This window comes from Marinobacter algicola DG893, assembly GCF_000170835.1.
GTDB classification, from domain to species: domain Bacteria; phylum Pseudomonadota; class Gammaproteobacteria; order Pseudomonadales; family Oleiphilaceae; genus Marinobacter; species Marinobacter algicola.
In genome coordinates this window covers 1-26,493 of record NZ_ABCP01000046.1, presented here as the reverse complement: position 1 = coordinate 26,493, position 26,493 = coordinate 1, and the positions used below count along the sequence as shown (strand labels likewise).

Genomic DNA, 26,493 nt, shown 5'->3' with positions numbered 1-26,493 from the left:
AAGAAGCGCTGTTGCTGGACAACGAAGGCTACGTGGCTGAGGGCTCGGGCGAAAACATCTTCATCATGCGTGACGGAGTCCTGCATACGCCGGAGCTGACGTCCTGCCTGGAAGGCATCACCCGCCAGACCATCCTGGATTTCGCGAAAGAGCTGAACATTCCGGTGAAAGAGCGTCGTATCACCCGGGACGAAGTCTATATCGCGGATGAAGCCTTCTTCACTGGCACCGCTGCCGAAGTACTGCCGATCCGTGAACTGGATGGCCGTTTGATCGGCGCTGGCAAGCGCGGCCCGCTGACAGAGAAGCTGCAAGGCATGTATTTCGATGCCGTGAAGGGCAAGAGCGCCGCGCATTCACACTGGCTGACAGCGGTTAACGGCTAACACCGTGTTCCACTAACAACACCTGCAGGAAGAGCAAATGGCAGACGTTATCAAAGTGCCGGTCTCCTTCGGCGAAGTGCTGGACAAGATCACCATTCTGGAGATCAAGTCTGAACGCATTGCAGACGCGGAAAAGGTCAAAAATGTTCGGCTTGAGCTGGACGAACTGAGTGCCACCTGGAACGAGGCCGTTCAGGAGCAGGAAGCCATCGCAGATCTGCGCGAGCAGCTTAAAGCGGTGAACGAAGCGCTCTGGGAAATTGAAGACGACATCCGTGATCAGGAAGCTGCTCAGGATTTTGGCGCAAAGTTTATTGAACTGGCTCGCGCCGTCTATGTTACCAACGACAAGCGCGCCGCCATCAAGAAGGACGTGAACCTGGCCCTGGGGTCACGATTTGTGGAAGAAAAGTCCTACCAGGATTACACCGCCCGCAAGTAAAGCGGCGCGGTGTCAGTGCTGAGCAACCCACTGATCCAGCATCTCCGTCACGTCCTCCACCGTCACCATTTCCATCGCCCCCTCGAATTCCGCCTTGGTGCCCCAGCGAGCCTGCTCAACGGTCTTGCTGGTAAACCGCTTTAGCGCTTCCGGATATCGATTTACGCACCATTGCAGCGAATTGTAAGGGCCGGAACGATTAGGGTTACTGGCTGCGAAAATACCCAGCACATCCGTGCCCATTGAACTGGCAATGTGGGCCGGCCCGGTATCCGGTGCGACAACCAGGTCAGCGCGTTCCAACAAAGCGGTGAGTTGTTTCAGCGTATCTTTACCGCAGATGTTGTGCGCTTGTTCCTCCATAGCATTTTCGATGTCTGTGCAAAATTCCGCTTCAAAAGGAGCAGGGCTGCCCACCAGGATCACCTTCATGCCGTGAGTGCGGATGGCGTGATCTGCCAGGCGCGCATAGCGTTCAGCCGGCCAATTGCGAAGGGTGTGGCTTGCACAGGGGCTAATTACGAGGTTCCTGCGGTCCGCGGCGAGGTGTTGCCCAGCGAACTCATGGTCTTCGACGGTCAGTGGGATGACCCATTTTGGTGCGGCGGGTTCCAGGCCAAGTGGCTCCAGGAAACTCGCCAGGCAATCCCGTACGTGTTGTTGTTCTGCGGGGGCAATTCTCCGGTTAATAAACAGACTGTGAAGGTCTTTACTGCGCGCGTTGTCATAGCCAACCTTCACCCTGGCCGGAATCATCGCTGCTGCCAGATTGGCTCTGAAGGCCACCTGCATGTGGAGTAACGCGTCAAACTTCCTGTCTTTGAGGGTGTTGCGCAAATCAGTGTACCCTTTGCGACCGGCTTTTTTGTCGAAGATAACGAACTCGACGCCGGACAGATCGCCAATCAGCTTGGCTTCAATCTTGCCGATTACCCAGGTGATCTTAACGCCTGGTAACTGTTCCTGAAGGCTCAATACCACGGGGATGACATGAGTGACGTCGCCAATGGCGGATAGACGCAATATACAGATGGAGTTGATCAAGTTACGGTCCGTTTCCAATCTTTCACTGCCGGATGTGGAGCCGGGCGGGGCTCGTTGGTAAACTGAGCGCCATTCTAGCCTACTGGGCTTTTAACGTCTTTACCTGCAAACCCATGGTTTGCCGGGCCGAGGGTAACGATCTTTTGACATTGGCAACGGGCACTCATTCAGATTCCGGAACGTCATTGCTGCTGGTTTCACCCAGGTATGAGGGGGTGACCGCGTCCTGGTTTTCCCCTGACTTCTGGGAGGGAAGGGCGAAACCGGTCTCCTCTGGTGGACGTGGCGGTGCCTGGTTTGTTGATATGGAGCCGCCGGGTATGGTGCTACGTCATTACAGACGCGGCGGCATGATGGCCCGGTTTGCGGAAAAGACGTACTTGTTTACAGGCTTTGAACAGACCCGGTCCGTGGCCGAGTTCCGGTTGCTGGGTCGACTTCACTCGCTGGGCCTCCCGGTGCCAGAAGCCGTTGCCGCCATTGCCTGGAAATACCGGCTTTTCTGGTATCGGGCCGCTATACTGGTAGAACGGATACCGAATTCCGTCACGTTTTCCGACAGCGATCGCTTAAGCGATGAGTCTCTGTGGGCTCAGTTGGGGCAGGTCATCCGGCGCTTCCACGACAACGGCCTCAATCACGTTGATCTGAACTGCGACAACATACTGGTGGCGGAAGATCGGCTTTATCTGATCGATTTCGACCGTTGCAAACTGGTCCCAGAGAGCGAAAATGAAACAGATTCAGCATGGAAGCAGCGAAACCTGGAACGGCTTCAGCGTTCTATCCGTAAACGGTGCCTGGATTTGTCCCCGTCCGAGCAAGAGCGCTTCTGGCAATACCTGCTGAAGGCCTATCATCGCCAGCCGTAAGCTCAAACTCCCAAACCAGGCCTGACAATCATTAATGACCACCGTTAAACTCGAAGAAGAGCTCCATTCCAATACCCGTCGAACCCGGATTACCTATCGGGGGCTGGTGGATGGCCGGGCGGCGGCGGTCAAATGCTACCGCAAACCACTGTTTGGTTTGATTCACTGGATTCGGGCGTTGCGCCGTGGCAAGAAAATCAGGCGCGTGGGCGGGCCAGTGCCACCCATTGTGTTCGCCGGCTGGATCGCGTCAGAGAAGTGCTTTGGTTATGGAACCGCATTCCTGGAGGGGCATAGGCCGCTTCGGGTCGTGCTGATGGAGGAGCTCTCTCGTTCTAGACAGATGGAGATCCTCCGCCTGTTAGGTCGGACCATGGCCGATGCTCATAAGCGGGGCATTGAACAGCCGGACGGAAATCTGACCAATTTCCTTATGGGAGCCGGCGACGAACTCTCCATGGTGGATGAAGATGATATCCGTGTTCACGCCGGTATGCTTCCGCTTGGGGTTGCTATTTCCAACCTCGCTAATGTAGCCGCGCGGCTGCCGGATGAGGGAATGGTTGAAACCCTGCTGAGCGCCTATCTTGAAAGTGCATTTGTGGGGAAAGACTCTGAGTGGGATAGCGGTGCTTTCTGGGCCAGCGTCACAGGCTGGCGGGCAATGCTGGATGCCAAGCGTGCCAGCCGGAATATTGCGCCTCGTCAGTTTGATTGATGGCGCGTTGGTATGATCAAAGACAGCGCAAAACGCTTCAGGGCGCGGACGTCTGTCGGGTTTATTTTCAGGAGAGTTCTGAGGGTTGAGCGATATTCTCGAAACAACCCCGCATCTTTCTGTCTGCGAGCCAGGAGATTCAGGTAGCGTGATGCGAGTTTTGGATGCTGGGCAATAAAATCGGCATGTCGTACGGCGATCACCCCATCGCATTTGGCTTGTTTTAGGAGGTTATCGTCAGTGCTGAGGCGTGGCCCGGTATGAATGAAGAAATTAACCAGGGCTGATTCAACCGAACCGCAGCCACAGCCTTGGCTAAGCATGCGGAAAATGAGTTCGCGGTCTTCGGACACGCTGAGGGTTTCATCAAAGCCGTTGAACTCGCGAATGGAGGCTGTTCGGAATATCATGCCGGTGGTTCGGGTGTAGGCTGTCGCAGCATACGATGATTCCGGGGCCGAGTGGTTGCGACGAATCAGGCAGGGAAGGTGTTGTGCCCTGGATGTTTTTCCAGTGGGGATGTCAATAACGTGTAGAGATGGCCAGGCGAAATCGATGTCTGCCCCGCTGTTCTCCATGAAGTGAAGCATCCTTTCGGCGTAGTCCGGATGAAGAGTGTCGTCGTCATCAAGAAATGCCGTATAAGTGCCCTTGGCGAGTGAAATGCCAGTATTTCGGGCTGCCGAGGCGCCTCTTGGTGATGGGTGGCGATGAACTGAAACCTTGGCGTCAAAGCAGTCGTCAGCAATGGGTGGACTGCTGCCATCATCGACCACAATCACTTCCAGGTCGCTGGTGGTCTGGGCATTTGCTGATTCGACAGCTTTCTTGAGCATGTCAGGGCGATTGTGAGTTGGGATGACAATGGAAAGTTGGGGCATTAGCTTCAGCCATTAGCAAGTAATCTAGCGATTGTATCTGAACTTTTTTGTGAATTCAGACAGATATGGGTTGTGCAGTGTGGGTGTGGCCATGGAGTTTGGCCATAGCGATGTAATCCAGGCATTGGAAGTTGCCCTGGTATTTAATGTTGTTAATTCGAAAGGTGGTCAGTTTGTCGGCGTCGCGTCATGTTCCCGAATGGTTGTTGCCTCTTTGGGTGTGCTTTAGCCTTTCGTGCGTTTTTAGTCTGCTGATGTGGCAGCAGTCGACTGGGGCGGGGTTGAATATTTTCGATGCTCTCGTCAGTTTGCCATCACTTCTGATTCTGGGCCCTTTGATGATCCGCCGGGGATGGGTTGGCAAGGGATTTTTGATGGCTGCAGCACCTCTCGCCGTTTATTTGGCGTTCTCACTTTTATCGTTGGTATGGGCCAATTCACCGGATTATTCAAAAACTTTCCGGGCGGCTGGACAATCCACGGCTATTTTTGTGTTGTTTTCCTACTTGAAGTTGTCTGGACAGACGTTATTGCTTAAGCGAGCTCTCTTGTTGGCCTGCGTTTGCACTGCCGCCCTCGGGGCCTGGCATCTGTTTGCAATGTACGGGATATTGGACATGCCCTGGGCGACGACGCTGTACCAAGGTGTTGGGGAGCAAAGGCTGGAAGCCTATGGAGTAAAACCGGCGAATGAGATGTTGGCTACTTTGCTCGTGGCGCCCCAGGCTGCGATGCTCCTTGGATTGATACTGAGCGAGAACAATAGGAGTCTCCGTTGGGTGGGATTTCTGGCGCTGGCCATTTTACTTCTATTCCTGGTGGCACTGGAAAGGAGAACGGGGCAAGTAGCTATAATCGTTGCCATCGTCACTTGCATTATTCTATATAGGAATCGCGTTTGGTTCCTGCTATTTGGCGCCGCTGTACTGTGCGGAATACTGATACTGATCTTCTACCCGGAGTTCATTCTCAGCCGCGGTCTGTCCTGGCGGCCAGCTATCTGGATGTCGACGCTTGATTCAATTGGTAGTGCGCCGTTTTTCGGGCATGGTATTACGAACAAGGTCACTCCCGTTGTAGTGTTTGACCATGAGCAAGGTGTTATCCAGCAATTCCGCCATCCGCACAATATGGCGCTTTCGGTTATCTACTTCCTGGGTTTGTTCGGGTTCGTGTTCTGGGTCGCATTATGGCTCCCGGGAGTTCTTGCCAGGATATGGGTTCGCCCGGAGAAACAGCAAGATGGATATGTGTTGATCCCGCTGCTGGTGGGTTTGGCTGCATTAATGTTTGATGGCGGTGACCCGCTGTCGCCGTTCCATTTCGACTGGTTCTGTTTCTGGGTGCCGGCGATGTTGCTACTTTCAAGCCAGGCCGTAAACGGACAACATCTCATGGCAGGTAAAAACCGGTCACGACTCCAATGCTTTTTCCCACCCGCTTATGGTAAACAGGTTTGAAGCGATGAACAGTATTCCCCGCAAACTTCATTTTATCTGGGTCGGAGATGAGTCGTTGCGGCCTGATGCGTATATTGAAACTTGGAGGCGTCAACATCCTGATTACGAGATCCGGATATGGGGCAACCAGGACTGGAAAAAACGCGACTGGATCAACCGTGAACATATGGACCGAATCTCAAAGCTGGATAGAGGGTTCGCGGGGGTTGCTGACCTTATGCGCTGGGAAATACTGTTGTCGGAAGGCGGCTTCGCTTTGGATGCAGACTCTGTTTGTTTGCAGCGGCTGCCAGACTGGATTTTCGGTTGTGATCTCTTTGCGCTTTGGGAAAACGAGTATACCCGACCGGGGCTTGTGGCAAACGGCTACGTGGGAGCCAGACCTGGACACGAAGTGATTCGTTCGGTGGTGACGGGCTTGAATGAAATTCGGGATATTACGCGTCGTTTTGTTTGGAAAAAGTTGAGGTACAAGAAGCGTAAAGTCTGGCAGACGACAGGACCAGTTCCTTTTACTGACGCTATTTTCGCCTCTGGAAACAAAGATATGACCATCCTGCCGAGTCACTTCTTCCTACCGGTGCATCACTCTGGAGATGTCTATACGGGGGGAGGGCCTGTTTACTCCTGTGAGTTTTTTGCAGGCACCAAAGCGACCTATGATGAAATGACGGAATCTGATCCGGAAAAGCTGGTTGTTGAGACAAAAGCACGACTAGCGAATCTGGTGGAAGAGGCCAAGACCAAAGCTCTTGGTGTCGGTGAAGTGCGGGAGCTTGACCGTCATGGTTGATCCCGAAATGCGCCAAGCTTTGTCAGGCCGTTCCTGTGAACGACGCCGATCTGGGCAGGAATAAGATCAACCCCCGCCGCCAGGGCAACGGCCAACCTGTGGTGGCCCTTGCCACCAAAGTATGGAGCGCCGTCCGGGCCGATGTGAACGAGGATGCCGCCTTCCTCGCGAAAATTCCCCTTGATCAGCTCATGTCTGGGGCTTAACGTTCCGCTTTGAATAACAGTATTATAAAGCTCGTCCAGCTCCTGATAGCGTATTTTCACATCGTTCTCAGACGCCAGCCGATCCACTCTGCCGCGTTGGCGGATGTACTCCATCATTCGCTGGTAGATGCCGGTTTCTTCCCAAGGGATATTCTTGTGCCAGTGTTGGGCACAGGCCCTGACGACTTCGATTTCGTTGATCGGCGTTATTCTCTCCGCCGGCCACTCAGAGACAACTCTGCCGCTCTGTTTCGTGCTCCAGTGCTTGAGAGCGTATTGAAGCTGATCCACTGGAATCCAGAGACGTTCCGCAAATAGCGGTGCCTCTGGTCCATACTGTCGTCTGTTCTTCCTGTCTCTATCCCATGCTTTCAGGCGGCTAGTCCAGTTTCTGCGAATCTGCTCAAAGCCACTTTTCTCTGTAATGCTCATGCCGCTGTGGACTCACCTATCGTGTAAACTATCCGCCAAAAGACTTCGGGGGTTTCGTCAGGAGTCGAAGTTTAGCATTTTACGCTATGCCGTTAATCATATCTTCCTGAAGATGCTATGTTTTACGGCCATACAGGATTACGGGTGGATAAAATTGTGAAAGAGAGCCAGGCACGCCTCATCATCCTCGGCGCTGGCAAGCCGTTCAGCGGCGAGCAGCACAGTGTGCTCCGGGGCACCACTGGTCGCAGGCGGGTACTGGACTGGGTATTGCACGCCATGCGCGCGGTAGAGCCCGACGTTCATTTCGTGGGCGGATACCAGCTGGATGAAATTGCCGAGCGTTATCCCGAGCTTCACTATTCGGTGAACCCTCATTGGCAATCCACCGGTGCGGCGGCGTCGTTGCTGGAAGCGCCACTGAATGATCGGGCCGTTCACTACGTGTCCTATGCCGACGTGCTGTTTCGGGATTCCGCGGTGCAATCTTTATCCTCCAGCGAGGCGGATATCGCCGTTTTGGTGGACAGCAATTGGCGTCACCGGTTTGAGGGCCGCTCTGAAGAGGATTTGCAGCGATGTGAAAAAGTAAATCTTCACGGTGGCCGGATCACCCGTTTGGGGCGGGACATTCTTCCTGAACTGGCCGATGCCGAGTTCGTTGGCCTGGTTCGGCTGCGGCCAGAGGTTGCGGGTTTTCTGGCGGGGCAGTCGGATTTTCCGGAAGCCATACGCAAGGGCAGCCTCACCCAGCTTCTTGAGCTTTTGCGGGTTCGCGGGTTCAGTGTGGCTGCGGTGGATGTGGCTGGTGGATGGGCGGAACTGAACGAGCCGAACGATCTCAGTCGTTTTATCCTTGGCACCAAGGCACAGACGCTCCATCGTTTGCAGGGCGTAGTTACGAGAAGTCGTATTGAAGACCAGGTCAGCTTTACGGTTGCCGAATGGCAGGACTTGGACGCAGCAGTACTTGCCCGAATCGGAGCGCGCCTATCGGAAACGGAAAAACTGGTTGTCCGCAGCAGTGCCTTGTCAGAGGACGGGTTCGGGGTATCCAACGCTGGCGCTTACACCAGTGTTCTCAATATCAGTCGCCAGAGTGAAGGCGAGCTTAGAGCCGCCATTAAGAAGGTGATCGACTCCTATCCCGATGGCCATCCCGACAACCAGGTTCTGGTGCAGCCAATGCTGGAACAGGTGATTGCCAGTGGCGTGGCGTTCACCAAGACTCTGTCTTCGGGGGCCCCCTATTATGTCGTGAACTACGACGATACTACGAGTAGCACCGAGTCCATCACCAGCGGTGCCAGTCGGGACCACAAAACCCTCTTTGTTTATCGGGATGCGCCGGAGAAGCTGGTACGTGTGCCGGAGAACCTGACGGGACTGATGCCCGCGCTGAGGGAAGTCGAGGACCTGTTGGATTTCGATTCTCTGGATATGGAGTTCGCCATTACCGAGGGTGGCGTGATCCATATTCTTCAGGTACGCCCAATTGCCGTTCAGCATGAGCTGACTCAAAGTGACGCGGCAGAGAGCATGCTGACCAACGCAGTAGATCGGTTCCGGCAGTGGCAGGCTCCAGCGCCATTTGTTGTTGGCAAGCGTGCCTATTTCGGTGTGATGCCAGACTGGAATCCGGCCGAAATCATCGGCACCCGGCCGGGAAACCTGGCATCCAGCCTGTATCGTTATCTGATCATGGATGACGTGTGGGCGGCCCAGAGAGCGGAATACGGTTATCGGGACGTTCGCCCCCAGCCATTGCTCAGGATGTTTGCCGGGCACCCGTACGTGGATGTTCGCGCCAGTTTCAACTCTTTCATTCCGCAATCGCTCGATGACGGCTTGGCAGGGCGACTGGTGGATTTCTACATGGAGTGGTTGCGTCGCCATCCGCATTTACACGACAAGGTGGAGTTTGATGTGGTGCCTACCTGCTACGCGCTGGACTTCGAGCGCTGGCGGGAACGGTTGATCCGCGACGGTGGTTTCACCGCCGGTGAGGCGGACCGGCTTGGTGTCGGTTTGAAAACCATCACCGCCTGCGCCATCGCTCGAACTGACACCGATTTACAGGTAGTCGACCGCTTCGCAAAGCGGCTGTCGTGGTTCCAGAACACCAATACCCCTAACCTGGACCAGGCATTGTTGCTGCTAGAAGAGTGTCGACGGTACGGAACCCTGGCGTTTGCCCATCTTGCCCGCAGTGCCTTTGTCGCGATCACGTTGCTTCGGTCGGCCGTTGAAAAAGGCGTGTTGTCCCAGAGCGCCATGGATGCGTTCCTTAACTCTATCCGTACGGTTTCCCACCGATTTACCGACGATGCGGCTAAGGTGGCTCGCCAAGAGCTATCCATGTCCGCCTTCACCAAACTATATGGGCACTTGCGGCCAGGTACCTACGACATAACCTCGCCCTGCTATGGCGATAACCCTGAGCATTTTTTAGTTCCGGTGATCGAACGTTCAGCAGTGGATGCGCACGCCGATTCGGGCTCCCAGACTGCGCTGGACGCGTGGGAAGATGAGAAGCAGGCGTTCGCGCAGGCGGTTTCAGACGCCGGTTTGCCCGGTGACATTGAGCAGCTTGAGCGTTTTATGCGTAATGCCATTGAGGGACGTGAGTACGCCAAGTTTGTGTTTACCCGGCATCTCTCCCGGGCACTGGATTGCCTGGCGGATTACGGACGCAGTCATGGGATAACTCGGGATCAAATGGCGTGTATTTCCCTTGAAGCCCTGTCCGGGGTGCGCGCAGGCACGATGGCGGTGGCCGATGAAGCCTCCTGGCTGGCGGCCCAGGCTGCCGAGGGTTATGAGGCAAGCCGGGCAGCTGCCATGGTTGAGTTGCCACCGTTGCTGCTGTCGGAGAGTGACTTTTACACCTTCCTGTACACCGATAGCCACGCGAATTTCGTGGGTGCCGGGAAGATCTCTGCCGAGTGCGTTGATCTGCAAAAACGACCCACCGACGAACAGGGTAATCTGGCTGGGAGGATTGCCATGATTTCCCAGGCTGATCCTGGATATGACTGGCTGTTTGGCCATGGCATCGCCGGGTTGATTACCATGTACGGTGGTGCCAATTCCCACATGGCCATACGGGCCGCAGAGTTTGGTCTACCTGCCGCCATTGGCGTAGGCGAGGGGAAGTACGAGGCATTGGCGAGGGCAACCGTGCTGGAACTGGACCCCGTCAACAAGCGAATTGAGGTCATCCGTTAAGATGCGCATTGGAATCAGTCAGCGCGTGGAAGTGGTTGCGTCTTATGGTGAGCACCGGGATTGCCTGGATCAGCAATGGTTCCGGTTTCTTGAGGCACTGGGGTTCACGCCCGTGCCCATTCCCAACTCGCTGTCCAATCTCAACGAATGGCTGGCATCGACGGGAATTGAGGGGCTGATCCTGTCGGGTGGCAATGATCTCACTCACTTGCCGGATGCCAGCAACACGTCGGCAGAGCGCGATGAGACGGAGCGAACCCTGCTTTCCCTTGCACGCGAGCGGGGGTGGCCAGTTATCGGTGTCTGTCGGGGACTGCAGATGATGAACGTCTGGCTGGGTGGGGAACTCACCCCGGTCTCCGGCCATACCGCCGTGCGACACGCGGTGACACCAGCTGAACAGACAAATAGCTGGTTTCACCCCTATCAGGACGTCAACAGTTTCCATAACTGGGGAATTGCTCCGGAGGGTCTGGCGGCGGAACTCATCCCACAGTTGCTGAGCCCGGAAGGCGATATCGAGGCGTATGTGCATCATAGCCTGCCCTGGGCTGGCATCATGTGGCACCCGGAGCGAGAGGCGCCGTTCACCGAGCGCGACAAACAACTTTTCAACTGTATTTTCAGAGGTACCCCATGCAAACACTGATACTGGCCGCCGGGCAGGGCACCCGACTTCGCCCCTACACCAACGACCGCCCCAAATGCATGGTGGCGCTGGCGGGCAAGCCTCTGCTTCATCGTCAGATGGCGGCGATGGCAGCTTGCGGAGTGAGCAATGGCATTACCGTCATCGGCGGCTATCGGTCGGATGACCTGGACACTCTCGGCGGCGATCTCGTCCTCAACCCCGAGTACGCAACCACCAACATGGTGCGCACGCTCTTTTGCGCGCGCGAGAAGATGACGCCCGGCGAGGATCTGCTGATCAGCTACGGGGATATCGTCTATGAGCCTACGGTTCTGAAAAGCGTTCTGGACTGCGATGCACCGGTTTGTCTGGCTGCGGACCGTGAGTGGAAACGTCTGTGGCAGTTAAGAATGGAGGAGCCGCTGGATGATGCGGAAACCTTCGTGATGGACGAATCCGGTTTTGTGACTGAGCTTGGCAAGAAGCCCAGTGATTACAGCCAGGTCCAGGCCCAATACATGGGGCTGATCAAGATCCGGGGCGATCAGGTGCAGGCGTTTCTCAACGTCTTCGATAGTCTGGACCGTAGCGCCACCTACGATGGCAAGGACTTCGACAACATGTACATGACGAGCTTCATCCAGCATCTGATTGACACCGGCTGGCCGGTGAAGGCCTGCCTGGTGGACAACGGTTGGCTGGAAGTGGATACCGCGGGTGAGTTGGAAGCGTATTCCACGATGGCGGAAAAAGGTGAGCTGGCATCCTACTGCGCGTTATCGAACTGAGTTCTCAGGTCATATAGTCGGTCGACAAGGGGTTGGTGATCCTTGAGCATGCCGCGGATCTGGTCCGTGTCTCCGATGCCGACATTGCGGATGGAGTAGGAAGGATTGAACGGCGCTGACGGCAGTTGCGCTTCCGGGAAATCCAGGAAGTTACAGATTCTCCGGGCTTCGGCTTTGTGGTCTTTCACGAAGCGTTCAAAGCTCACTGCAAGCATAAAACCTTCGCCTAACTGCGCCTGCAGCGCCATCAGACTTTCCATCTTGGAGGCAATGCCTTTGAGTACATAGGCAATGTCGTCTTTCTCGCTGTCATCGAACGCGGGGTCGGATTTACGCTTGCCGATCTTGCCCTGGCGGACGACCTCGGCAAACTGGTCGATGGGGTCCCGGTGAACCACGATCAGTTTGAACGGGGTAAAGACAGCGGGCCAGGTCCCTTCGTGTTTGCCGACCCATATTGGCTGGTTCCAGACGATGGCCTTTTTCCCTGCAGCGTACGCCTGGCCGACGGCGTGCATCCAGTCATTCCAGATCCGGCCATCCGAGGGCTCACCGCCTTTGGCAAGGTGTTTCCGGTAGCGGCCAAGGTATTCAAGCTTCAACTGGTTGTGTCTCACCTGCTCCTTGGGGGCAAGCGTGGCCTGGTCTGCGCCTCGTGCTTTCTTAAGCTGCGCCGCGGGCAGCTTACCCATGGCTGTTTCGAGCCACATTGCCCTGGAGAGCCACTTTGCCTTGAAGGGTGAATCTGACTCCAGCAGGCTGCCGATCCGCCCGTTTCGTTTGAAGTCGGTAAATTCGCCCCGGGGTACGAAGCAGTCCGGGTGTCCCTTGAGGTAATCCACTACAGCACCGGAACCGGACCAGTAAATGCCGGCGACCAGGATATTGAGAGGTTGAGCGTGTTCAGTCATTGCGGTGATGCTTGTCCGGGGATTCAAGAAAGTCGGCCACCACCACCTGGCTGCGGAAAGGTGCCAGCCACTCCGGTTTCACGGTGATCGGCAGGCGGTTGACCACGGTTGCAAGCCCGCTGGCCAGACCATCCACGGTGCGTGGTGTCAGGAAGCCTGCCAGTTCGCCACGGAACACATCCCGCACACCGCCGCGACTCTCTACCGCCATGATCGGGGTGTTGCAGGCCAGGGCCTCGGTTAATACGATGCCCAGGCCCTCATATTCTGAAGCCAGCACAAACAGATCTGCCTGTTTCATCCAGGGGTAGGGGTTTCTGCGTTTGCCCGCGAAAAAAACGCGGTCAGCAATGCCAAGAGCCTTTGCTTTCTCCTCCAAATCGTTCCTCAGCGGACCCTCGCCCACAATGACCAGCTTGTGAGCGATTCCTGATTGCTTGTAGGCTTCCAGCAGCAAGGCGTGGCCTTTCTGGGGCACGAGCCGGGCAACATTGAGGATGTAGGGCTCCGATGGAATGTCCGGGTCGGCCTCTTGCGCTAACGCGTTAATCTGCTCCACCGGGCAGGGGTTGGTGATCACCCGCAGGCTTTTCGGTTCAATCTCCCCCTTTTTGAACGCCTCCTGAGCGGAGTCCAGCACGCCAGAGGAGACGCAAGCCAGGTGTCGGTTTTTGAAGACCAGTTGCCATTCCAGCTTTTTCTGCCACAGAGGACGATCGTAATGGATAACGTTTTCGAGCACGTACACATTGCGGTCATCCCGGAACGACCAGAAATACTTGAAGGTACCCAGGCCTCGGAAAACAATGCGGTCGAAACGCCCGAAGCGCTTTTCCAGGCCGCGAATGTGTCCCTTCAGCAGCCACCCGCTTAGCCAGCCAACCCACATAAAGTGGGATTTCGGCAACAGTACACCCAGTAGAAGGCGGGATAGCAGGAAAACTGGAATACCGATAACCGATTTCATCAACGCCTGGAACTGATCGAAGTGATGCAGGTGAACGGCAGAATTGGCAGGGCTGAGATCATTGGGGCGATTGCGGCAGGACAGCAGGTGGCTCTCGTGGCCCTCGTCCGCGAAAGCATCCGCCAGGTTAACGGCCACCCGTTCCATACCGCCCATTTTCAGGCTGTGGATCACAACCAGGGTTCTCATGCTTCCTTGCTCGGTCATGCAGTGGGGCTCTTCTCAATGCCGTTTTCAGCCCAGAAGGTGCGGTTGTCCTTAACGGCCTTGCGTATAGCCCGATTCTTAGCCCAGATTTCCGGCTTTGAGTATCCGCGGGCATGGTCCAGATGCAGGCACACCGTGCTGTAGCGAATCTGCCGGGATTTGTGACCAAAGTTCCAGAGGCGCTCGCCAAGTTCGCGGTCCAGACCACCGTATTGCATGTCTTCGTTGAAGCCGTTAACCGCAATCAGGTCTTTGGTCCAGGTGGAGCTGTTCATGCCGTTCCAACTGGCGGCTGCGGGCGTGACGGCATTCAGGACTGTCTTCTTCAGGGACGAGCTGGATAGCTTCCAGAGCTTGTGGTTCTTCGGTTGGCCCTTGCTGACCAACCACTGGGGGTCAAAAATGACACTGTTGCGGATATCGTCGTCGGTAATCGCTTCTGAGACCGGCATGGTGAGTTTGATGTATCCGCCGGACAGGAAAACACCCGGTTCGGCCAGCCGTTGATGAGTGGCGATGAAGTCCGGTTCCGGGATGCAGTCGCCATCCGTGAAGATCAGGTAATCGCAGTCGGTTTCCCGGATGGCCTTGTTGAGGATCTGGCATTTGCGAAAGCCATCGTCCTCGTGCCAGACATGATCGATCCGCAGGATGCTGCGTTCGCGAAACTGGTCAATCAGGGCGCGGGTCTCGTCGGTTGACCCGTCATCAGCAATGATTACCCGAAAGTCCGGCTGGCTCTGGTTTTCATAACCCGTCAGAACTTTGCTCAGCCATAGTGGGGAGTTGTAGGTGGTGATGACAACGCCAATGCGTTCTGGTGACATGGATCCGGCCCGGCCTTTATTCAGGTAAAACAAGACAGTCTTGGAAACTGCTTCGGTACGCGGATTATACAGTTTTAGTACACCGCGGGCACCGGCTGTGTGAGGGGGGAATTACTTACACACTCTACCGGGCCGGTAAGGGTGGGGTAGGCCGGGTGGTCGATGGCGAAAGCGTTTGTATTCCCACTGGTATTGTTCCGGCACTTCCCGTACTACATCCTCAATGGATTTATTCAGGGCGGTTGTGGCCGTCACCGGGTCCGGGTCGGCAATGCCGGGCTCGCACTCGCGAATCACCAGCCGGAAACCTTCGCCGTCTTTCAGACGCTCGGAGTAGGTGACCAGGGGCTTGGCGCCGGACTTCTGCAGCAGCTTCGAGACCAGGGTCATGGTGCGCACTTCCATGTCGAAGAAGGGGGCATACGCGTTGCCTTTGCCCCTTGGGCTCTGGTCCGGGAGGATACCGGCGACTTCGCCTTCCCGCAGCAGGGTGATCAGTCTTGCCAACCCGCGACGGTCACCACGAACCAGTTCCGAGCCCATGCGCCCGCGAACCTGGATCATGTAATCCTCGAATTCCCGGATATGGGGCGGGCTGTAGAGGGCAGCCATGCGGTACCGCGAGGAAAAATAAAGCCCGGTGAGCTCCCAGTTACCGAGATGCGGTGCCAGCAGCAACAGCCCCCGGCCATCCTTTTTCGCCTCAGCGAGCAGTTCCTCGCCTTCGATCTCGTGGATCAGGCCCAGGCAGCGTTCCACGGGCCATTCCCACATCAGGGGGATTTCCATCAGGGTTTGGCCGGTGTGCCGCAGGCTGGAGCGTACCATTCGGTCATGCTGGTCGTCCGTCAGCTCCGGCAGGCAGATTTTCAGGTTGATGTCGGTAACCGTGCGGTACTGGGATTTGGACATCCAACTGATCATGCCAAGGAAGCGCCCTATAAGCTGGGCGCCACGCAGGGGGAGTTTACCGGCAAGCCGGAGAGCGGTAATCAGAAACGTTGCTTTGGAAAGCGCCATAATCCAGAGGACTATCAACAGGAAACAGGATGAGCGGAAGCTACCACCATCCGGCGTGGGCGGCAAGGTTGGTGAATGTTACTGCTGGCGATTACAGCTTCTGCGAGGCTTCCCAGCTCGTGCTTCGGTCTCCGGTTTCCCAGCCAATCCTCAGGTAAAAGCGCCGGATACGACGGCCAATGTATCGCTGTCGCCAGGGGGGGAGAGTGGCCAGCTTGTCGGGGATGGCGGGGGCGCCGAGCCCGTCAACCAGGAATAGCTCCGGTTGCCCGCCCCTGTCGATGATAACCAGGTTGTGGGGCAGCAGGTTCCGGGTGAGGATGCCGGTTTCGAGTAACCATTTGCAGAAGCGGTCAGCGGCGTCCCGAATCGGTTGGTCAAACCCCCGGTGTTTCAGGTAGTGTTCGAGCGTTTCGCCCGGAACGCCGTGATCATCGAAGAGGAGCTCACTCATGTTTGCCAGGCCGAGTGAGGTTTCCACCGCGCCATGAAACTGCGGCAGGTGTGCCCAGACCAATTCGTTGTGGCCGTCTTTGATCAGTGCCCTGATGGCCTGCTGTTGATGCGCCCGGAGTTCCTGGCGGTTGTCATCAATCCTTGCCCTGCCGAGCGCTTTTTTGGGCCAGGCTTGTCGCTGGAATCGGGCTTCGATGTTTTCAGGTCGCAGTATTTTGAGACACAATGCCGGATCATCCGGATGCCGGTAGCAGTGTCGGTTGTAGCCAGAGGCAAATGGCTCAATGCCTGACAGGTCAATCATGGATTGTATCCGAATCTCGTTTTATTGCTTTGTACAATGGAAGCCTCGGGAAGCCATGTTATGAACGGTTGTATTGCCTACGGAGATTGTAATACCGAGGGCCTGAAAGACTACCATGAACCGGTCTGGCCGCAGATCGTTGCGGAGCAATTGGGTCTGGCACTGACCAATTGCGGCCACACCATGAGCACAACCCGTGAGCTGCTTCAGTATGCCGAGGCCTTCCCGCCCAGTAATTATCAATTGGCGTTTATTCAGTACGGACTCGTTGATTCCTGGCTCACCTTTCGTGGTGCGCCTTACGTGCTTTATTATCCGGACAGCCTCCGCGGGAAGCTTGCCCGAAAGCTCGTCAAAAAGCTGAAGAAATGGGCCCGGCGTTTCCACCTGCAGGATCGTTGGGGCGCGGTGGAACAGGTGCCGCTGGACGAGTACCTTGGCAATATTGAGTGTGTGTTGCGATCGGCCCCCGATACCCTGTTTGCGCTGGTGGCCACTTCGCCGAACCTCGACGAACACCGGAACCCGCGCATTGAGCGTTACAATGAGGGCCTGCGAGAGTTAGTCATGCGCGAGCCAAATGCGTTTTTTGCTGACGCCTACCGCCCGTTATGGCAGCAGAAAGCCCAATCCCTGATGGCAGACGGAACCCACCTTACCGAAACGGGGCATCGACTCCTGGCGGATACGGTGCTCAGCGCGCTGTCGACGTACTGGCCAACAGGTCCCGATAGAAAGCCTCTGTCTTCGATACCATCGCCTCAAGGCTGAGCTGCTCCCGGGCCCGAAGAAAACTGCCGCGTTGGGAATCCGTTAACTCCTTTGGGTTGCTGAGATTGGTACGGATTAGTGTTGTGAGATCCTCAATGCTGTCAGACGCTGCAATACCCTGTTCTGGCAGGAACTCCCCCACGCCGCTGACGGGCGTTGACAGAACGGGGCAACCCGCCATCAGCGCTTCCACCATGATATAAGGGAAGCCTTCGCGGCTGGAGCTGATGACGCAGGCGGAGGCGGCCTGGAGCCAGGGCTTCATATGGAACTCATGGCCTGGAAGCAGCACGTGGTCTGAGACGTCCAGCTCATGAATCAGGGTAGCTAGTTGAGCACGTTGGCTACCATCACCCAGGATAACCAGACTGCCACCGCAGTCGGCCCTGACCCAGGCGCGAATCAGCCGGTCGAACTGTTTTACCGGTTCCAGACGGCCTGCGGCTAACAGGAGAGGTCGTTCTGCAGGAATTTCGAAGATCGGGGCCTCCGGGTTTTTAGCGCCGGAGGTTTCCACAGGCGGTAAGCCGTTGTGGATCAGGCGAGCATTGGCGTGGGTAACGGTGTCGGTAATATCTCGGCTGACACCAATCACGCCGTTCAGCCGTTCAAACCCCTTATGGGAGCGCTTGGTGCCATGAAGTGTGCCCACTGTTGCACTGTTCAGATGACGGACTGAACTGATCAGGCTTGCGGCCTTGTTACCCTGGGCATGAACGATGTCCGGGTGGATGGAGCGAAGTAGTCGCCGCAGGAGGTAGTGAAGCCAGGGGTTGTGTCGGCCGAGCTGCACGGGCAGTGGATGAAAATAAACCGACGAGGCAAAGCGTTCGTTGTAGTGGCTGTGTGCCAGAACGTGAACGGTGTGGCCTCTTGTCGAGAGGGCGTTCGCGAGGTCGGCTGTGTGCGTTTCCATACCGCCCCAGCCTGTGCCGGGTGTGGCGATGATCAGCGCGATTGTCAGCGGGCCTTGCGCATTCATTGGTGCGCAGGCCTCCGCGCAAGAAGATTTTCATAAACCTGCAGCGTGGTTTCGGTCTGTGCTTCCAGTTGGAAGCGCCACGGTATATCTATCTCAGGTCGGGGATTGTCGAGGAGGGCGAGCGCGGTCTGGGCAAAGGCTTCTATATTGTCTGGCGGTACCAATCCGTCGGAGAAACAAGCGCGCAGTGTTTCGGCTGCGCCACCTCGGTCGAAGGCGGCCACCGGTGTGCCTGAGGCCAGGGCCTCGGTAACGGTGCGGCCGAAAGGTTCTGGTTTTGTGGACATGTGGCAGACCACGTCCGCCAGAAGATAGAGGGTCGTCATATCATTACGCTGGCCAAGGAAGCTCACCTTGTCGGTCAGGTTCAGGCGGGCACGTTCCTTTTCCAGCTCTTCCAGAAACTGCTCCTTGCCGGGTTCTGCGCCGCCGACAATGATGCCGTGACAATCCGGTCGTTTTTGCACCAGCTGCGCCATCATGGCCAGGAAATCCAATTGGCCTTTCCAGCGGGAAATGCGCCCGGGCATCATGACGATCTTTTTCTGGGCCAGCTGTGGGTACTGCCGGAACCAGCGGTCCAGCCATTGTGGGCTGAGCTCCCGTTGTCGAAAAGCGCTCACGTCCACGCCCCGTTGGATGACGGTCAGTTTTTCTTCCGGCACCGGGTATTTGTTTAGCACATAATCCCGAACACAACCGGACACGGCGATGATGTGATCAGCCCGGGTCATGATGGCGCTGTAGGGGGTCACGGAATACATGCCGTGAAAGGTTGAGACGACGGCCGGGCGCTGGTTGGCTGGAATGGTCTTCAGGGCCAAAAAGATGATCCAGGCGGGCATGCGGGAGCGGACATGTATGATGTCCGGTTTCAGCTCCAGAAGCAGCTTGCGCATGGGCAGGATTTGTCCGAATGACGCCGGGTTCTTCCGGTGTATTGGCATGAAAATGTGTTCCGAGCCTTGCCCACGAAGCTGCTCCGCCATGGGCCCGCCTTTCGAAACCACATAGGACTTGTGCCCACGTTTCACCAGGTCGGCGGCGAACTCCACGGTGCCTCGTTCCACCCCGCCACTGTATAGCGCGGGTAACGCCTGCAGAATCCTCAACGTTTGCCTCCCCTTAAAAAGTGTTCAATCAGCCACCTTGCGGCCCTATCAGCCTCCCAAAGCTCCTGCGATCCGCGCAATTTTCCAGCCATAACCGAGGCATGGTCACTCCAGTGTGCGACGTACCCTTTCTCCACCAGGCTGGCCATGCCCCGGGCGACCCGACTGTTATTCTTGGGCGCGAGCTCAAACAGACCCGTAGGCACGCCGGAGGTGGCAGCTTCGCAGGCCATGGAGGTGCTGTCTGGTGTGACCCACACCGCGCGGGAGGCGGCGAGTTGGTGGGGAAGCCAGCTGGCGTGCGTTCGCTTGGAATCCACGACCGTGACCTTCGGGCCTGCCAGGTCGTTCAGTTGCATCAACAGGTTTTCGGGCGTACGGCGAGAGCCGCTGATCGTCCAGCGCCATTCCGGGTAGCGACCCATTAGCTGGGATAACTGTCCGAGAATAACATCGTCATCCCAGTCGAAATGGGGTGAGGGGCCACCAATGAGAACAAGGCCTTCGGGTTTGTCGGTGATTCTGGCAAGGGGCGTGATCGCGTTAATAACGCCTTCAGTGGCAAGGACATGTCTTGTTGAGGGAACCTTATCGTGTTCCGGTATGATGGCCGCGTCGACCCAGCCAAGGGGGAAGTTCGGTTTCATCAGAATCACGGTTTTTACCTTCCGGAGTCGGCGCAGGGATAGCAACAGGCGATGGGTACCGCTACCGGCTGCGATGATCAGGTTTGGCGTTCCCAGGGCCTTATCCATGGCTGGCGCAACGCCAAGCAGCGCCCGCCACAAGGGCGGGGGCGCTTCGGTCGCATCAATTTCACTCACGCTGGCGCCGGCCAGCACCCGAAGCCGGTTGCCCAGTCCTTTCAATTGATTAAGGTGGCCGGGCTTTTTGTCGGTCAGTAGCCAGACAACCGGGGCGGGTGAGCCCGTGTGGGGGCGCATTCAGTTTGCGTCCTTGCTGTACAGGTTCGGATCTTGCCTGGAAGGGCGGGTCTTGAAGCGGCGATGCATCCAGAGGTATTGGTCCGGGTGTTTGCGGATTTCGTTCTCGATGGTCTTGTTCACCAACGTGGCGTCTGACATGTCGTCTCCGGAAGGAAAGTTCTCCAGTGGCGGATGGAAATAGATATCGTACCCTGGCGAGTGTTCCCGCCGGAAATGGCTGAACGGCACCACGGCACAGCCGCTACGGTCGGCAATGCGTGAGGTGGCGGTGATGGACCCCGCCGGCACACCGAAGAATGGGGCAAAAACGATGCCTTTACGGCCGTAGTCCTGATCCGTGGCGTACCAGACGATACGGTTGTTCTTGAGTTGTTTGAGCAGGCCGCGGAGATTCCGGCTATCCAGTGCCACACCATAACGACGTTCTCTGGCACGGGTCATCACCGCATTCATCAGTGGGTTGTTATGGTCACGCTGCATCACGTCGGCCTCAATGTATTCGGTGACCAGGGCCCCCCCCAGATCCAGGGTGCTGTAATGACCGCCCAGCAACAGGATGCCCTTGCCACTGGCAAGGGCAGCATTGACGTGTTCGAGACCGTGCACCTGCGTAATGGGCATGAAGCTGGTGGGGTTGCGGAACCAGGCCAGCCCGATTTCCATGACACCGATGCCGTTGGCGCGGAAAGACGCCTTCACCAGTTCGTGCTTTTCCGTTTCGGATAACTCTGGAAAGCACAGGCGAATATTCACATCGGTGATTTGCTTGCGACGGCCGGCAAAGCGATAGGCGAGGTCACCAATCCGTTTGCCCAGCCACCATTGCAGCTTGAGCGGCAACTGGGCGCCCAGCCACATGGCGGCGACCCCAATCCAGGTTGGCCACCAGCGCGGATGAAGGTAGCTGGTATAGCGGGTGTCGCGAGTTCTCTGTTTAGCGGTCTTCACTCGTGTCAGTCCCTGATGATTTTTTAACGGCAAGAACCGGAGTTTAGCAGGGCCATTATCCTTGGCTAAAGCCGCAATATCCGCAAGTTGCGGAAAACCATGAATTCCAGGTCGCAGACGCCGGCCGCCGCTTTATGTAGAATGACCGCCGCATCGACCCGGCCGGAGTTACCATGCTTCACTTTCTCTACTCCCTTTTTTTCCGCATTGCGCTGCCGTTTGTGCTGTTGCGGTTGTGGTGGATCGGGCGTACTAATCCTGAAGCGTTCGTGCGTTGGCAAGAGCGCTTGGGGTACGTTGAGGCGTTCGATGAGCCGGTCATATGGGTTCATGCCGTATCGGTGGGTGAAACCATCGCGGCGGCCCCCTTGGTGAAAGCTTTGCTGAGGCGCAATCCTGATATCCCCATATTGATGACCGCGATGACGCCGACCGGTTCGGCCCGTGCCAGGGCTTTGTTCGGTGACCGGGTCCACTATGCATTCTCTCCTTATGACACACCCGGCGCGGTACGCCGTTTTGTTGGCAGGGTAAGGCCCCGGGCGCTTGTGATTATGGAAACCGAGCTTTGGCCGAATATGATTGCCCTCAGCCGCCAACGCCAAGTACCCATTTTTCTGATTAATGCGCGTCTTTCCAGCCGTTCCGCGCGGGGGTATGAGCGGGTGGCCTCTCTGGTTCGTCCGCTGCTCCGCAGTATTAGCTGGATAGCCGCGCAGGCAGAGGAAGACGCTGGCCGGTTCCTGCGTATTGGGGCCACGCCGGAATCAGTCTCGGTGACCGGCAGCATCAAGTTTGATGTTGAGATTTCGGAAGATGTACGCGCCGAGTCTTCGGGGCTGAGGGAGGCGTTGGGTGTTGACCGACCGGTGTGGATTGCAGCCAGTACCCATGACGGTGAGGATCGCCAGATATTGGAAGCTCACCAGCAAATTCTCGAGCGTTTCCCGAACGCATTGCTGATGATTGTGCCGCGGCATCCAGAGCGTTTTGATGATGTGGCCAGGCTCATCGACTCCATGGGACTCTCTCTTGTCCGTCGGTCCCGATCAGGAAGTGGCGGGGTCGAAAAGGTAGGCAGTGAGGTGTACCTTGGTGACACCATGGGTGAACTGCTAATGCTTTACGGCGCCTCCGATGTGGCCTTCGTGGGCGGCTCGCTGATTGAGCGCGGCGGCCACAATCCGCTGGAGCCTGCCGCTTGGGGAATCCCTGTTCTTTCCGGGCCGCACATATTCAATTTCGAAACCATTTACGAGCGCCTTGATTCAGGGCAAGGGTTGTATATGACGAATTCGGCGGAGTCTCTTGCCCAGTGCGTCGTCAATCTTTTTTCGGACAAGTCTTCAGCACAAACGGCGGGCCACAACGCGCTGGCGGTTGTGAATGCCAACCGGGGTGCGCTGGAGAAAGTGGTCGATGGAATTGTAGAGCGAGTCTGAAGCGTGATGCAGGCGTTTTATGACGGGCCGGGGCGGGTGCCCCGGCCTGCTTTGCATACGGTTACTGGGAGAGGTTGTCGATGGTTTCCTGCTCGTTAGCCATGGCCTCAATCCCCGGTGCTGATGCACTCAGCCAGTTGTTCAGATCTACCAGATCCTGAGGGCTGAGGGTGCCAGCCGCCTGTTTCAGGTTCAGAGTGTTAATCACGTAGTCGTAACGGGCATTGGCAAAGTCACGCAGTGCCACGTAATAGTTCCGTTCCGCATCCAGCACTTCCACGATGTTCCGTGTGCCGACTTCGTAGCCAGCGCGAGTGGCGTCGAGCGCACTGCGGCGGGAAATGATGGTTTGTTCCAGGGCAGAGGCAGACTCGATGTTGGTATTCACGGTACGGAACAGGCTGCGCGTGTTTACGCGGACGTCCCGGCGTACTGTCTCCAGCGACTGCTCTGCCACAGTAACCTGGGAGCGCTGCTGTCGCACACCGGCCTGGGTTCCGCCGCCCATATACAGGGGAACATTGAGGGTAAGGGCGATGCGACCTTCTGTGGTTGTGCCGTCGCGCTGTCCCTGTGTAAGGGTTGGTTGCTCCAACCCATCGATCTCCGTGTTGCCGTATGACGCATTCAGGTCAAGCGTGGGCAGGTGACCGGCTTTCGCACTCTTCAGGTTTGCTTCGCTGGTGTTCAGGTCATAGAGGGCCGACTGGATCTGCCAGTTCTGGTTCAGAGCGGTGTTTTCCCAGGCTGAAGGATCCATGGGCTCCGGGCGGCCGAGGGGGAAATTCCGGCGCAGATTATTCAGGTCTTCGGTGTACTCGCCGGTCAGTCGTGCCAGTTGTTCGCGGGCGATATCCAGGTCGCTCTCTGCAGCGATACGCTGGCTCTTGCTGTCGTCATAGCTGGCACGAGCCTCATACACTTCGGTAATGGCAATCAGCCCCACATCAAAGCGTTCCTGTGCCTGCTCGTATTGGCGCTGAATGGCCGCTTCGGTAGCGCGGGCTGTGGTTAGGGTATCTGCCGCCCTGAGGACATTGAAATAGGCGGTGGCGACGTCAAGAATCAGCTGCTGCTGAGCCAGGTTGTATTCGGCCTGCGCGGCTTCCGTCTGGAATTTGCTGGCGTCGTAGTTAAACCAGGTGTCGGCTCGGAACAATGGCTGGGTCAGCTCGACGCCGTAGGCGTAGGTTTTATATGCCGCGTCCTGGCTGGGGCCGTCCACATCGGTGTGGCTGGCTTCACCAAAGGCACCGATCTGCGGCAGCAGGTTGCTACGGCTGACGTCACTCGCTGCCTTCTGAGCTTCAAAAGTGGCGCGGGCGGTTGCAATGCCGGAGTCATAGGAGAGTGCTTTCTCGTACGTCTCAACCAGATCCATGGATAGTGCAGGCTGGGCTGCGAGCAGTCCAATCAGCCCGGAAAGCAGTCGTTTCTTCATGATGTCTCCTGTTAGTGAATCACCCGGCGTGTTGGAATACCTGGCCACATATGTTCAGATAGTCGTTGAGCGTTTCAGGCTCGCCATTATGGACAATAATCGGGCTGAGCTCTACACTTGCAGTCGGCACTGATTGTAAGTGTCAATTACATTGAATTCGCGTCTTGACGGGGTGCTGGCGTCAGAACATCTGACCGCCGGCTGAGATTGCCAGGCAGAACCCGCAACCTGATCCGGATAATACCGGCGTAGGGATTTGAGACAATATGCTGCAACGACACAGAACCGTTCTGTGATCACTGCCCGTCATACGCGACCCGTATACCTAATCAACCCGGGGACGCACCATGACAACAATACCTTCCTATCTCAGCGATTCAGCAAAAGTCGATTCTGCAGCCATTAAGCCGCTGCCCCAGTCCCGAAAGATCTACGTACAGGGTAGCCGACCTGATATTCGAGTGCCCATGAGGGAAATTACTGTGGGCGACACGCCGACCGACATGGGTGGCGAGAAAAATGCGCCCGTCGCCGTTTATGACACCTCCGGTCCGTATAGCGATCCTGAAGCCACCATTGACCTGCGCAAGGGGCTCAAGCCCATCCGTTCCGCCTGGATTGAAGAGCGCGGAGATGTAGAGCAGCTATCCGATTACACCTCGGAATTCACGCGTCGCCGCATGAAAGACCCTCTGCTGGACCCTCTCCGCTTTATGGACGAGCGCAAGCCGCTGAAGGCCAAGCCCGGAAAAAATGTCAGCCAGATGCACTATGCCCGCAAAGGGATCATCACGCCGGAAATGGAGTTCATCGCTATTCGCGAGAATATGAAGCTGCAGGACGCTCGGGAGCAGGGGCTCCTGAAAGATCAGCATCCGGGCCAGTCATTCGGAGCCTCTCTGCCACAGGAAATTACTCCTGAGTTTGTACGGGACGAAGTTGCTCGCGGCCGGGCGATTATTCCCAACAACATCAACCACCCGGAAACAGAGCCGATGATCATCGGCCGTAACTTCCTGGTGAAGATCAACGGCAACATCGGCAACTCGGCAGTCAGCTCTTCCATCGAGGAAGAAGTTGAAAAGCTCACCTGGGGCACCCGTTGGGGATCCGACACCATCATGGATCTGTCCACCGGCAAGAACATCCACGAAACCCGTGAATGGATTATCCGCAACTCGCCGGTTCCCATTGGCACTGTACCGATATACCAGGCATTGGAAAAAGTCGGCGGCGCTGCCGAAGACCTGACGTGGGAAATTTTCCGCGACACGCTGATCGAGCAGGCAGAGCAGGGTGTGGATTACTTCACCATCCACGCGGGCGTGCGTTTGCACCATGTGCCCATGACGGCCAAGCGCACTACCGGCATTGTGTCTCGTGGCGGCTCCATCATGGCTAAGTGGTGTTTGGCTCATCATCAGGAAAGCTTCCTGTACGAGCACTTCGAAGACATCTGCGAAATCATGAAGGCCTACGATGTGGCTTTCAGCCTCGGTGACGGTCTGCGCCCCGGTTCCATCGCCGATGCCAACGATGAAGCCCAGTTCGGCGAGCTGGAAACCCTGGGAGAACTCACCAAAATTGCCTGGAAGCACGACGTCCAGTGCATGATTGAAGGCCCGGGCCACGTGCCGATGCAGCTCATCAAGGAAAACATGGACAAGCAGTTGGAATGCTGTGATGAGGCGCCGTTCTACACACTCGGGCCACTGACCACCGACATTGCCCCTGGCTATGATCACATCACGTCCGGTATTGGCGCGGCGATGATCGGCTGGTACGGCTGTGCCATGCTTTGCTACGTTACCCCGAAGGAGCATCTGGGCCTGCCCAACAAGGACGATGTAAAGACCGGCATCATCACCTACAAAATCGCAGCTCATGCCGCTGATCTGGCAAAGGGCCACCCCGGTGCCCAGATCCGCGACAACGCGCTGTCCAAAGCCCGCTTCGAGTTCCGCTGGGAAGATCAGTTCAACCTCGGCCTCGACCCGGACACCGCTCGTGCCTTCCACGATGAAACCCTGCCGAAGGACTCCGCCAAGGTGGCTCACTTCTGCTCCATGTGCGGCCCGAAGTTCTGTTCCATGCAGATCTCTCAGGAGGTTCGGGAGTATGCCAAGGAGAATGGTCTCGACGAGGTGTCGGCGGTGGATGCTGGCATGAAGGAGAAGTCTCGGGAATTTGTGGAGGCTGGCTCTAAGCTTTATGACAAGGTCTAGTTTGGGTTCTTAGCCTTATTGGTCTGGTGTTCCGGCCGGGCAGGTAGCCCTG

At 56.7% G+C, this 26,493-nt stretch carries 25 protein-coding genes and 1 riboswitch; of the genes, 12 read left to right on the top strand and 13 right to left on the bottom strand.

The window, feature by feature from the left end; genetic code table 11:
- A partial coding sequence (locus MDG893_RS17885) for an aminotransferase class IV (RefSeq protein ID WP_007155241.1) occupies positions 1 to 386 on the top strand: 386 nt, incomplete at its 5' end.
- Between the two features lie 37 nt (positions 387 to 423).
- Complete coding sequence (locus tag MDG893_RS17880) at positions 424 to 828, top strand: DUF6165 family protein (RefSeq protein WP_007155240.1); 405 nt, start codon at positions 424 to 426, stop codon at positions 826 to 828.
- A gap of 12 nt (positions 829 to 840) precedes the next feature.
- Here MDG893_RS17880 and MDG893_RS17875 read toward each other — a convergent pair whose 3' ends face one another.
- Positions 841 to 1,869, bottom strand: a complete 1,029-nt coding sequence (locus MDG893_RS17875; protein WP_040474758.1) for a glycosyltransferase family 9 protein — start codon at positions 1,867 to 1,869, stop codon at positions 841 to 843.
- 146 nt (positions 1,870 to 2,015) lie between these two features.
- Here MDG893_RS17875 and MDG893_RS17870 point away from each other — a divergent pair, with 146 nt between their 5' ends.
- Positions 2,016 to 2,744 (top strand): 3-deoxy-D-manno-octulosonic acid kinase, encoded by a 729-nt coding sequence (locus MDG893_RS17870; protein ID WP_040474757.1) that lies wholly within the window; start codon positions 2,016 to 2,018, stop codon positions 2,742 to 2,744.
- A gap of 34 nt (positions 2,745 to 2,778) precedes the next feature.
- Positions 2,779 to 3,462, top strand: a complete 684-nt coding sequence (locus MDG893_RS17865; protein WP_007155237.1) for a BUD32 family EKC/KEOPS complex subunit — start codon at positions 2,779 to 2,781, stop codon at positions 3,460 to 3,462.
- Here MDG893_RS17865 and MDG893_RS20545 read toward each other — a convergent pair.
- Positions 3,450 to 4,343 (bottom strand): glycosyltransferase family 2 protein, encoded by an 894-nt coding sequence (locus tag MDG893_RS20545; protein ID WP_050776526.1) that lies wholly within the window; start codon positions 4,341 to 4,343, stop codon positions 3,450 to 3,452. The two genes, MDG893_RS17865 and MDG893_RS20545, sit on opposite strands and share 13 nt — an antisense overlap.
- Positions 4,344 to 4,474: 131 nt before the next feature.
- On the opposite strand from MDG893_RS20545, the gene MDG893_RS17855 reads away from it, so the two are divergent.
- Together MDG893_RS17855 and MDG893_RS17850 are read left to right on the top strand one after the other, a co-directional pair.
- Positions 4,475 to 5,803, top strand: coding sequence for an O-antigen ligase family protein (locus tag MDG893_RS17855; RefSeq protein ID WP_157132873.1), 1,329 nt, complete (start codon positions 4,475 to 4,477; stop codon positions 5,801 to 5,803).
- Positions 5,804 to 5,807: 4 nt separating this feature from the next.
- Positions 5,808 to 6,596 carry a glycosyltransferase family 32 protein gene (locus MDG893_RS17850; RefSeq protein ID WP_007155234.1) on the top strand — a complete coding sequence of 263 codons (789 nt, stop codon included), beginning with the start codon at positions 5,808 to 5,810 and terminating at the stop codon, positions 6,594 to 6,596.
- Here MDG893_RS17850 and MDG893_RS17845 read toward each other — a convergent pair.
- On the bottom strand, positions 6,587 to 7,234 hold the full coding sequence (locus tag MDG893_RS17845; protein WP_007155233.1) for a hypothetical protein: 648 nt from the start codon (positions 7,232 to 7,234) through the stop codon (positions 6,587 to 6,589). The two genes, MDG893_RS17850 and MDG893_RS17845, sit on opposite strands and share 10 nt — an antisense overlap.
- 117 nt (positions 7,235 to 7,351) lie before the next feature.
- Between MDG893_RS17845 and MDG893_RS17840 the strand changes: the two genes are divergently transcribed.
- From MDG893_RS17840 to MDG893_RS17830, 3 genes are read left to right on the top strand one after another with little or no spacing between them, the layout of a single operon-like run.
- Complete coding sequence (locus MDG893_RS17840; RefSeq protein ID WP_007155232.1) at positions 7,352 to 10,462, top strand: PEP/pyruvate-binding domain-containing protein; 3,111 nt, start codon at positions 7,352 to 7,354, stop codon at positions 10,460 to 10,462.
- A gap of 1 nt (position 10,463) precedes the next feature.
- On the top strand, positions 10,464 to 11,111 hold the full coding sequence (locus tag MDG893_RS17835; RefSeq protein WP_007155231.1) for a gamma-glutamyl-gamma-aminobutyrate hydrolase family protein: 648 nt from the start codon (positions 10,464 to 10,466) through the stop codon (positions 11,109 to 11,111).
- Entirely contained in the window at positions 11,099 to 11,881 is a 783-nt protein-coding gene (locus MDG893_RS17830) for a phosphocholine cytidylyltransferase family protein (protein ID WP_007155230.1), read from the top strand. Before MDG893_RS17835 ends, MDG893_RS17830 begins: the two co-directional genes overlap by 13 nt.
- Here the strand turns inward: MDG893_RS17830 and MDG893_RS17825 are convergent.
- The 5 genes from MDG893_RS17825 to MDG893_RS17805 form a co-directional block, all read right to left on the bottom strand.
- On the bottom strand, positions 11,860 to 12,792 hold the full coding sequence (locus tag MDG893_RS17825) for a sulfotransferase (protein WP_007155229.1): 933 nt from the start codon (positions 12,790 to 12,792) through the stop codon (positions 11,860 to 11,862). The two genes, MDG893_RS17830 and MDG893_RS17825, sit on opposite strands and share 22 nt — an antisense overlap.
- On the bottom strand, positions 12,785 to 13,966 hold the full coding sequence (locus MDG893_RS17820; protein WP_007155228.1) for a glycosyltransferase: 1,182 nt from the start codon (positions 13,964 to 13,966) through the stop codon (positions 12,785 to 12,787). The genes MDG893_RS17825 and MDG893_RS17820 overlap by 8 nt, the downstream gene beginning before the upstream one ends.
- Positions 13,963 to 14,793: a glycosyltransferase family 2 protein gene (locus MDG893_RS17815; protein ID WP_040474751.1), complete on the bottom strand. Its 831-nt coding sequence runs from the start codon at positions 14,791 to 14,793 to the stop codon at positions 13,963 to 13,965. Before MDG893_RS17815 ends, MDG893_RS17820 begins: the two co-directional genes overlap by 4 nt.
- A 111-nt stretch (positions 14,794 to 14,904) precedes the next feature.
- The gene (locus tag MDG893_RS17810; RefSeq protein ID WP_007155226.1) at positions 14,905 to 15,813 is read right to left on the bottom strand and encodes a lysophospholipid acyltransferase family protein; all 909 of its coding nucleotides are present in this window, start codon (positions 15,811 to 15,813) and stop codon (positions 14,905 to 14,907) included.
- A 91-nt stretch (positions 15,814 to 15,904) separates the two neighbouring features.
- Positions 15,905 to 16,573, bottom strand: a complete 669-nt coding sequence (locus MDG893_RS17805) for a YrbL family protein (RefSeq protein WP_007155225.1) — start codon at positions 16,571 to 16,573, stop codon at positions 15,905 to 15,907.
- 60 nt (positions 16,574 to 16,633) lie between these two features.
- Between MDG893_RS17805 and MDG893_RS20790 the strand changes: the two genes are divergently transcribed.
- Complete coding sequence (locus MDG893_RS20790) at positions 16,634 to 17,344, top strand: SGNH/GDSL hydrolase family protein (RefSeq protein ID WP_157132872.1); 711 nt, start codon at positions 16,634 to 16,636, stop codon at positions 17,342 to 17,344.
- Here MDG893_RS20790 and MDG893_RS17795 read toward each other — a convergent pair.
- The 4 genes from MDG893_RS17795 to lpxL are packed head-to-tail and all read right to left on the bottom strand — an operon-like array spanning position 17,268 to position 21,333.
- Positions 17,268 to 18,326, bottom strand: a complete 1,059-nt coding sequence (locus MDG893_RS17795; protein WP_007155222.1) for a glycosyltransferase — start codon at positions 18,324 to 18,326, stop codon at positions 17,268 to 17,270. The two genes, MDG893_RS20790 and MDG893_RS17795, sit on opposite strands and share 77 nt — an antisense overlap.
- A complete protein-coding gene (locus MDG893_RS17790; RefSeq protein WP_007155221.1) occupies positions 18,323 to 19,438 on the bottom strand; it encodes a glycosyltransferase family 4 protein in 1,116 nt (371 codons plus the stop codon). The genes MDG893_RS17795 and MDG893_RS17790 overlap by 4 nt, the downstream gene beginning before the upstream one ends.
- Positions 19,435 to 20,382, bottom strand: a complete 948-nt coding sequence (locus MDG893_RS17785) for a mitochondrial fission ELM1 family protein (protein ID WP_007155220.1) — start codon at positions 20,380 to 20,382, stop codon at positions 19,435 to 19,437. The genes MDG893_RS17790 and MDG893_RS17785 overlap by 4 nt, the downstream gene beginning before the upstream one ends.
- The gene (gene lpxL / locus MDG893_RS17780; RefSeq protein ID WP_007155219.1) at positions 20,383 to 21,333 is read right to left on the bottom strand and encodes an LpxL/LpxP family Kdo(2)-lipid IV(A) lauroyl/palmitoleoyl acyltransferase; all 951 of its coding nucleotides are present in this window, start codon (positions 21,331 to 21,333) and stop codon (positions 20,383 to 20,385) included.
- 173 nt (positions 21,334 to 21,506) lie between these two features.
- Here lpxL and waaA point away from each other — a divergent pair, with 173 nt between their 5' ends.
- A complete protein-coding gene (gene waaA, locus MDG893_RS17775) occupies positions 21,507 to 22,775 on the top strand; it encodes a lipid IV(A) 3-deoxy-D-manno-octulosonic acid transferase (RefSeq protein WP_007155217.1) in 1,269 nt (422 codons plus the stop codon).
- A 61-nt stretch (positions 22,776 to 22,836) separates the two neighbouring features.
- Here the strand turns inward: waaA and MDG893_RS17770 are convergent, their stop codons facing one another.
- On the bottom strand, positions 22,837 to 24,216 hold the full coding sequence (locus MDG893_RS17770; protein ID WP_007155216.1) for a TolC family outer membrane protein: 1,380 nt from the start codon (positions 24,214 to 24,216) through the stop codon (positions 22,837 to 22,839).
- 158 nt (positions 24,217 to 24,374) lie between these two features.
- A riboswitch (TPP riboswitch) is annotated at positions 24,375 to 24,489 on the top strand.
- Positions 24,490 to 24,563: 74 nt separating this feature from the next.
- Here MDG893_RS17770 and thiC point away from each other — a divergent pair.
- Positions 24,564 to 26,441, top strand: a complete 1,878-nt coding sequence (gene thiC / locus MDG893_RS17765) for a phosphomethylpyrimidine synthase ThiC (protein WP_007155215.1) — start codon at positions 24,564 to 24,566, stop codon at positions 26,439 to 26,441.
- Positions 26,442 to 26,493 lie beyond the last annotated feature (52 nt).